This window comes from Streptomyces sp. NPDC089915 (genome assembly GCF_040684675.1).
Classification (GTDB): domain Bacteria; phylum Actinomycetota; class Actinomycetes; order Streptomycetales; family Streptomycetaceae; genus Streptomyces.
In genome coordinates this window covers 1-7,393 of record NZ_JBFBGN010000215.1, presented here as the reverse complement: position 1 = coordinate 7,393, position 7,393 = coordinate 1, and the positions used below count along the sequence as shown (strand labels likewise).

The 7,393-nt window shown below is 74.6% G+C and carries 7 protein-coding genes and 2 pseudogenes; 1 reads left to right on the top strand and 8 read right to left on the bottom strand.

Features of this window, described 5'->3' with window-relative positions; genetic code table 11:
- The 8 genes and pseudogenes from AB0O29_RS33390 to AB0O29_RS33355 all read right to left on the bottom strand — a co-directional run.
- Nucleotides 1-436, bottom strand: a pseudogene (locus AB0O29_RS33390) (zinc ribbon domain-containing protein); the annotation flags it as partial.
- Nucleotides 433-942: a phage tail protein gene (locus AB0O29_RS33385; RefSeq protein ID WP_365159427.1), complete on the bottom strand. Its 510-nt coding sequence runs from the start codon at nucleotides 940-942 to the stop codon at nucleotides 433-435. The pseudogene AB0O29_RS33390 and the gene AB0O29_RS33385, both read right to left, overlap by 4 nt.
- A gap of 56 nt (nucleotides 943-998) precedes the next feature.
- Nucleotides 999-2,957 (bottom strand): putative baseplate assembly protein, encoded by a 1,959-nt coding sequence (locus AB0O29_RS33380; RefSeq protein WP_365159424.1) that lies wholly within the window; start codon nucleotides 2,955-2,957, stop codon nucleotides 999-1,001.
- On the bottom strand, nucleotides 2,957-3,388 hold the full coding sequence (locus tag AB0O29_RS33375) for a GPW/gp25 family protein (protein WP_365159421.1): 432 nt from the start codon (nucleotides 3,386-3,388) through the stop codon (nucleotides 2,957-2,959). The genes AB0O29_RS33380 and AB0O29_RS33375 overlap by 1 nt, the downstream gene beginning before the upstream one ends.
- 22 nt (nucleotides 3,389-3,410) lie before the next feature.
- A complete protein-coding gene (locus AB0O29_RS33370) occupies nucleotides 3,411-5,327 on the bottom strand; it encodes a VgrG-related protein (RefSeq protein ID WP_365159419.1) in 1,917 nt (638 codons plus the stop codon).
- Complete coding sequence (locus tag AB0O29_RS33365) at nucleotides 5,327-6,049, bottom strand: LysM peptidoglycan-binding domain-containing protein (RefSeq protein WP_365159416.1); 723 nt, start codon at nucleotides 6,047-6,049, stop codon at nucleotides 5,327-5,329. The genes AB0O29_RS33370 and AB0O29_RS33365 overlap by 1 nt, the downstream gene beginning before the upstream one ends.
- 57 nt (nucleotides 6,050-6,106) lie before the next feature.
- Nucleotides 6,107-6,529: a phage tail protein gene (locus AB0O29_RS33360; RefSeq protein ID WP_365159414.1), complete on the bottom strand. Its 423-nt coding sequence runs from the start codon at nucleotides 6,527-6,529 to the stop codon at nucleotides 6,107-6,109.
- A 61-nt stretch (nucleotides 6,530-6,590) separates the two neighbouring features.
- Nucleotides 6,591-7,136, bottom strand: coding sequence for a hypothetical protein (locus tag AB0O29_RS33355; protein ID WP_365159411.1), 546 nt, complete (start codon nucleotides 7,134-7,136; stop codon nucleotides 6,591-6,593).
- On the opposite strand from AB0O29_RS33355, the pseudogene AB0O29_RS33350 reads away from it, so the two are divergent.
- Nucleotides 7,135-7,393, top strand: a pseudogene (locus AB0O29_RS33350) (hypothetical protein); the annotation flags it as partial. The gene AB0O29_RS33355 and the pseudogene AB0O29_RS33350 sit on opposite strands and share 2 nt — an antisense overlap.

The window sequence follows — 7,393 nt, the reverse complement described above, 5'->3', positions numbered from 1 at the left end:
CCCGGGGCACCGGGGTGACCAGGCCGATCCAGATGCCCGACAGCCCCGGGCTGAGGGCGGCTCCGGGCGCCCGCGCGGGGGCGCCGGAACTCCCGGGCGCCTGGCGGCCCTCCGCCGCCCCCGGCCCCTGCGGCCCGCCGGGAGCGGACCCGGCCCCGTGGCCGACGGCGTGCGCCGCTCCCGCCGCGCGGGAGGCGCCACCGGCCGCCGGAGCGCCCGCAGCCCCCGCAGTCCGGGGGGCGGGCACGCCGGCCGGCGGGTTGCGCACGGCGTCGGCGGCGGGGCCGCTCACGGGCGACGGCGACGGCGACGGCGGGGCGGCGGCCTGCGCGGCGCGGGCGTCCCGGTCCCAGTTCAGTACGGCGCCGCACGCGTCGCAGAACGACTGGCCCGGTTCTGCGCGCGTTCCGCATTCGGCACAGTTCTGCGTGGTCATGTCTGCGGGGTCCTTTCGGCGGCCGTTACTTCGGCCGTGTAGGGCATGTGGGCGGGGCGGGCCGCCGCGACCAGGGCGTCCAGGCGGTGGGTGTCCGCCGGAGTGGGGTCGGGCAGCCGGAGGGTGACGTGCAGCCGGGGGCGCGGGGCCCCCGGGAAGGCGCCGAGCGGGCGGGCGTCCCAGTCGGCGCCCCCGCTCTCGGAGATCTCGGGCACGACGCCGAACGCCAGCCGTACCGCCTCCGAGAGCCCCCGCCGGGTCCCGCGCATCCGGTGCAGGGCGACGGCCGACGCGACGGCCGCCCGCAGCCGCGGCTCGGGCTCGCTCCCGTCGGTCTCGGCGCCCACCCAGGTGCCGAGCCAGAGCGCGAAGTCGGCCGGCGCCAGCGCCGGGTCGAAATAGGTGTCCAGGCAGTCCAGGACGTTGAGGATCGGCGCGAGGACCTCGTCCAGTCCGCCGACGAACCGCTGGGCCAGGTCGTCGTCGGCGAACACGGCCGGCAGCATCGTGCCCAGCGGCAGCGAGGAGCCCAGCCCGTCGACCGACCCCCGGTACGCGGCCGTCACGCCCCGTCCCCGATCACCCGGACGCGGTGGTCGTACGAGAAGACCAGCGCGGGCCGCTCCAGATCGATGCGGTCCGTCGGATCGCCCCGCTTTCCGGTGAGGGGGTCGGCGGGGTGCAGGACGACCTGGTCGACGAGCTCCACCCCGGGCACCCGTTGCAGGACCGCGAACACCTCGCCGGACTGCACGGGCCGCCCGAAGGGCCAGCCCCGGCCGTCGGCGCCGCCGGTCAGCGGGTCCAGGTGGCGGTAGAGGGCGTCGTGCGCCCGGCGGCGCACCCGGTCGGTGTCGACGCCCCGGAAGGCGTGCACCGTGGCCACGACCGTGACCCCCTGGTAGTACGGCGGGCCGACGGCCAGCCGGGTGCCGATCAGCCGGCGCTCGTCCAGGTGTCGGGTGATCCGCTCCAGCAGCGCGTCACCGGGCACGAGCTGCTCGAAGCGCAGCCGCCCGCCCGGGTCGGGGACGGCCTGGGGGACGACGAGGACGCGGACCGCGTAGGCGCCGTGCGCGCCCTCCTCGCCCTCCAGGCAGGTGATGCGGGCGGTCTCGGGCGCGGCGCGGCGGGCGAGTTCCTCGTAGTCGCGCAGGGTCACGGCCCGGTCCTGGGCGCGGAGCGTGACCGGCGCCCGCAGCTTGGCCTCCTCGACCGTCTCGCCGTCGACTCCGCCGCGCGCCGCCTCCCGGTTGACCACGTCCGAGACGTACGGGACGGAGGTGCGCAGCACCTGGACCGCGCCGCGCGCCACGTTGCCGCCGCGTCCCCCGCCGGTGCGGTAGCGGCGGGCGCGGACGACGGCGCCCTTGGGGGCGACGGCCCCGTACTGGCGCAGGGTCCCGTCGGGCTCGCGGACGGCGGGGCCGAAGGCTATCTCGCCGGTGGCGGCGTCCAGCGTGACGTGCCGGTCGCCGGGCCCCGACGCGGCGAAGTGCGCCACCACCCGCCAGTCCCGCCAGCCGTCGCCGTCGGCGGTCTGCAGGAGCAGCGGCGGGTCGTCGGCGACCACCGGGGCGTGGGCGAGCCGCAGCCGCTGGCCGGGCAGTCCGGTGGCCTCGCCGAGGGGCTCGTCGTGGACGGTCTCGGCGTGCACGGCCCGGGTGGTGCCGCCGATGGTGTAGGCGTCCACGGAGCGGATCGTCGGCGAGGTGGTGTAGAAGGGCTGGCCCGGCAGCGGATCGGTGACGCGGCAGCGGACCCAGCCCGCCTCGTACCCGCCGCTGCGGGAGAGCACGTGACCGGCGGGCAGGTGCAGCACGACGTCACCGGGCCGGTTGAGACCGCCGGTGCCGTCCCGGTCCACCTCGCAGGCCTGCCAGCCGTCCTCGGTCCACGCCTCCCACACCAGCGGCGGCTGCCGGGGATCGACGCCGACGCCGTCCACGCGGCTGTCGAGCTCCAGGGCGAGCGCACAGTACGGGGCGGCCGCGCTCAGGCCGATGAGCATGCAGTCGCCCGCGGCCGGGGCCTCGGCGAAGCACAGCACGTCCTTGCCCTCGGCGAGTTCCGCCGTGCGGTCCGCGACGGGCTGCCCGCGGTGCTGCACCACCAGGTGCGTCAGCGCGACCGGGACGACGGCCAGGTCGCGCTCGGTGGCGAAGACGACGGCCTCGTCCCGCTCGGTGCGCAGCGTCGCCGCCTCGGCCCCGGCCGGGACCAGGACCACGTCCTCCTGCGGCGCGGACAGCCAGAAGGTGACGTCCGTGCGCGCCGCCGACGGCGGGAAGAGGGTGATGCCCACCAGGTCGAGGAAGGCCAGGTGGTTCTTCTCCGGGACGCGGTTGAGCCGGTAGACGATCTGGTCCGCCATGTGCGCGACCGTCTCGACGAGCGTGACGCCCGGGTCGGAGACGTTGTGGTCGGTCCACTCGGGGGCGCGCTGCTGGATGTAGCGCTTGGCGTCGTCGACGAACTGCTGGAAGCGCCGGTCGTCGAGGTTGGGGGAGGGCAGGGACATCAGAGGCCGCTTTCGGAGGAGTCCGGCGCGCCCGGCTCGTCGTGGGAGGGGATGACGTAGAAGGGGAAGACGAGGCTGCGCGGGTTGTTGGTGCCGCGGATCGAGTAGCGGACGTCGATGTACAGGACGCTGTGGTCGGCGCCGGTGGAGACCTCCACGTCGTGGACCTCGATCCGGGGCTCCCAGCGGTCCAGGCTCACGTGCACCTCGTGCTGGATGCGGCCCGCGGTCTGCTCGTTGACCGGGGCGAAGACGAGGTCGTGGATGGCGCAGCCGAACTCCGGGCGCATCGGCCGCTCGCCCGGGGAGGTGGCCAGGACCAGCCGGACGGCCTCCTCGATCTCGCGCTCCCCGCTGACGAGGGCGATGCCCCCGGTGGGGCCGATGCGCATCGGGAACGCCCAGCCGGAGCCCACGAACTGTTCGGCCATCAGGGGGCCACCTGCCTTCCGGTCATCCGAACGGGTACTTGATGTTGTTCACGAAGAAGCCGCCCTGGAGGTCGAGGCGGATGGCGCGGATGCCGACGCTGGCGATGCTGTTGACCTGGAACGTGCCACCGGAGGTGATCATGGCGGCGCCCAGGGCCTTGAGGCTGAGCGCGCCCATCGCGTCGACGCTGACGGCCCCCGCGAGCGACTTGACGTTGACGAGCCCGCGGCCCTCGATGTCGAGCGGGCCGCCGCTCTTGATGGTGAGCCGGCGCCCGGCGCTGAGCGTCAGGTCGGTCCCCGCCTCGACGGACACCGAGCGGCCGCCCTTGATGGTCACCGACCCCGCGCTGTCGACGGTGATCTCCGTCTGCGTGCGGTCGAGGTTGATGGTCAGCCGGTCGTCGCCGCTGGCGATGCGCACCCCCTGCCGGCGCCCGCCGGTCCGCTGGCTGAGCAGGTCGACGCGGTTGCCCTGCCGGTCGGACAGGGTGTGCCGGGCCGCCTTCCGCTTCAGCCCGTCGTGCAGGGGCACGTCCTCGACCCGGGTCGGCAGGTCCCGGCCGTTGTAGAGGCCGCCGATCACGAACGGGTGGTCCAGCGCGCCCCGGTCGAAGGCGACCAGCACCTCGTCGCCGACGTCCATGGGGAAGACGCCGCCGCCGCCCACACCGCCGTACTGCACGCCGCGCGCCCAGTCGCTCACGTACGTGTCGTCCAGCCAGGGGAACTGGAGCTTGACCCGGCCCTGCTTCAGCGGGTCCTGCACGTCGGTGACGATCGCGTTCGCGACGCCCGGCAGCCGGGAGGCGCTCGCGGCGTCCGCGCCGCCGCCCCCGCCCGACGCCAGCCCGTACAGGGAGCGCCACTGGCGGCCGCTGACCGTGATCCACGACTCGTAGTGCCGGCCGTCGCCGAAGACGTGCCGCACGGAGGTCACCGTGTACTTGCCCTCGAAGGGCCTGCCCACGGCGCTCAGGGCCACCGCCACCCCCGGCCGCAGCTCGGGACTGCCGTACACCGCGACCTCCAGCTCCGCGAACGACGAGGTGACGTCGGCGGCGAGCGCCTCGGCGGCCTGCCGGACCTCGTCCTGCCGGTCGTACGGCGTGGCCGTCTCGACGAGCTGCGCCGGCGCGAACCTCCCGGCCGCCTGGCCCGGTGTCATGCCGATGGAGATGCCCGGGTCGGCGGTGACCGGCGCCGTCTCGACGATCTTCTTCTTGGTGGTGACGTTCCAGCCGCGCGACTCGACCGTGCCGACCTGGTCCGCGGCCGTGACCGCCGCCCGCAGCCGCAGGATGTCGTGACCGGCCTTGAGCACGAAGGGGCTCTTGTCGCCGTCGGTCTTCGGAGACGGCGCGCCGGCCGAAGGCGTCGGCCTGACGAACCGGAACTTCCCCCGGGAGTCCAGGGACATCACCATGTCGTTCTCGTCGGCCAGCCGCGACAGGAAGTCCCAGTCGGTGACGTTGGACTGGCTGATGAACCCGTACGCGCCCTTCGTCGGCTGGATCCGGCCGATCGGTACGCCGTCCAGGGCGGCGAGCTTGCGCGCGATGTCGGATGCCTTCTGGTTGCGGTAGGCCTCCACACGGCGCCGGCGCATCATCCGGTGCCCGAAGTCGTAGCCGCGGATCACGGTGAAGGTGCCGGTGCCGTCGTAGTCGGCCTCCAGCGCGGTGACCTCACCCGTCAGCAGCGGCTTGCCGCCGCCCTGGCCGTCGGCGACCGGAGTGAGGACCACCCGCGTGCCGAAGGTGACGCCGAGCCTGCCCAGGACCTGGCGGTACGGGTCGCGGAAGGTCAGCCGGAACGCGGCGGGCACACCGACGCCCTGGTCGACCCAGCCCTCGACGAGCATCGAGGCGATGTCGTCGGGCAGCTTCGCGGGGCCGATCCGCACCTGCATGATGCTGGAGAACGCGGGCAGCACCATCAGCCCGTCACCTCCTCGCGCGCGGGGAGCACCAGTTCGGTGCCCGCGCGCAGCCGGGAGGGGTCGTCGATGCCGTTGAGCTCGGCGATCGCCCGCCAGACCGTGGCCGTGCCGTACTCCCGCCACGCCAGGGACTGCAGCGAGTCGCCGGCCACGACCCGGTGCACCCGCTGCGCGGTGAGCGCGCCGGACGTCGGGTTCTGGCCCTTGGTCTTCCCCGGGATCTCCACCAGGTGCACCTGGCAGGTGGCGCGGATCGGCACGCCCGTGGTCCCGAAGAGGGTGTACGAGGCCTCGACGGAACCCACGTACGCCACGAAACGGGCCGTGGAGAACGACCCCCATTCGAGCACCACCCACGGCGGCGACGGCTGGTCGGCGTCGATGCTCCGCGCGGTCACCTCGCAGCAGTCCAGCAGCGATTCGACCTTCTTCAGCACCGTGTTGTCCGTCGGCTCGGCCGACGAGTCCAGGAAGATCTCCACGGTCATCTCGCGCGGGTCCGCGCCCATGAACTCCGGCTTGGAACCGTCGCGCACGGCCATCGTGGGCGTCGCCTTCCACTGCGCGCGCTGGCTCAGCGACAGCTGTGCCGGATTGAACTCGAAGCCGAACGTCCGCATCAGCGCCCCGGGGGTCGTGCTCGTCCCGACCGGGGGTTCGTGGATCGCCAGCGACGCCCGGACCAGGCTCTTGCCCGCGCCCCTGCCGTTCGTGGCCATGGGTATTGCCTCCTCGCCTTCCTGTCCGCTCCGCTACTCCGCCGCCCCGCTGCGCCGTCAGTCCGTGAACCCGTGGTGGGCGATCTCCAGGACCTCCGTGGCCACGGCGGGGTTCGCGGGATCGAGGGTCGGGCCCTGCCAGCTCACCGGCAGCACGTCGATCAGCCCCCAGCGGGCCACCAGCGAGCCGTCGGCCCGCAGCGCCGCGATCTTGGCGGTGGGCCGCTTGATCCCCGTCTGGACCGACGAGATCCACTTGGCGACCTTCGCGGTGTCCGGAGTGAGCGGGCGGGTGAGCCGGATGGTGGAGAACGTGACCCGGGTGGGCAGGTGCCACACGAAGCCGTTGTTGCCGCCCTCCTGCCGGTGCTCGACCTCCACCTGGGACGACAGGCCTTCGCATCCGTTGAAGTGGCCGAGGCTCTCGCCGTCGATGGTGAGGGTGAACCAGATGGTGGATCCGGGGTCCTGGCGGGACATCCGAAGTGGGCCTTCCTGTCGTACTGCGGTGAGGGGGTCCGGGCCGGTGACCCGGGGTCACTCAGGCGCGCGGATCGCGGAGCCTGCCGATCCGCTCGCGGTCCATGCGGAGTTCGGCGCGGACGAGGCGGGTGACGCGGTCGATGATCCGGTGCACGAGCGCGTCCAGCTGGAACTCGGTCAGCTGGCGGGGGTCGAACGCGCCGGCGGGGACCTCGGTGTACCCGGGCGGATCGTCCTGCCCGGCCGCCGGACGCACGACGGCCGGGGGCGGGCCGGCCGGGGGCGGGCCGGAGTAGGCCGGCGGCGGCTCGGACGGAGGCGGGGGTCCCTGGGGCGTGGCCTGCGGCGCCGGGGGCCGCAGGTGCCCCAGCGTCGACGCCACGCTCGCCGAGGCGGCGGCCGCGAGCGCGCCGATGGAACGACCGGACCCGGACCCGGACCCGGACCCGGAGCCCGACCTCGAGCCGAAGCCGAAGGAGGGGAACCGCTGGGCCGGGGGCAGCTCCAGGGGCGCGGCCGCCGCCGGCACACTGAGCGGCGCCACGGGCAGCGGCGCGCCGCCCCGGGCCGGCACGGCCCGCTGCACGGGGAGGCCACCGGCCATGAGCGGAACGACCACCGGCGCCGGCGCGGAGGCGGCGGTGCGGGTCGCGCGCGGTACCGAGGTACGGGGACCCGGCGGGGGAGCGGACGCGGCGGCGCGGCCCGCGCGGAGCACCGGCGACGGGTCGCCCGGTCCGGTTGTGGGTGGTGGGGGCGGCTGGATCCCGTATCGCGGCGGCACCGGTCTTGCGCATGGCCGTGCCGACCGGCTTGGCCACACCAGCAGCCGTCTTCCCGGCGACACGGCCCGTCGTCTTC

Coding starts and splice junctions, on each gene's coding strand:
- AB0O29_RS33385 (WP_365159427.1), bottom strand. CDS start 942: ATGCTGCCGGCCGTGTTCGCCGACGACGACCTGGCCCAGCGGTTCGTC.
- AB0O29_RS33380 (WP_365159424.1), bottom strand. CDS start 2,957: ATGTCCCTGCCCTCCCCCAACCTCGACGACCGGCGCTTCCAGCAGTTC.
- AB0O29_RS33375 (WP_365159421.1), bottom strand. CDS start 3,388: ATGGCCGAACAGTTCGTGGGCTCCGGCTGGGCGTTCCCGATGCGCATC.
- AB0O29_RS33370 (WP_365159419.1), bottom strand. CDS start 5,327: ATGGTGCTGCCCGCGTTCTCCAGCATCATGCAGGTGCGGATCGGCCCC.
- AB0O29_RS33365 (WP_365159416.1), bottom strand. CDS start 6,049: ATGGCCACGAACGGCAGGGGCGCGGGCAAGAGCCTGGTCCGGGCGTCG.
- AB0O29_RS33360 (WP_365159414.1), bottom strand. CDS start 6,529: ATGTCCCGCCAGGACCCCGGATCCACCATCTGGTTCACCCTCACCATC.
- AB0O29_RS33355 (WP_365159411.1), bottom strand. CDS start 7,136: ATGGCCGGTGGCCTCCCCGTGCAGCGGGCCGTGCCGGCCCGGGGCGGC.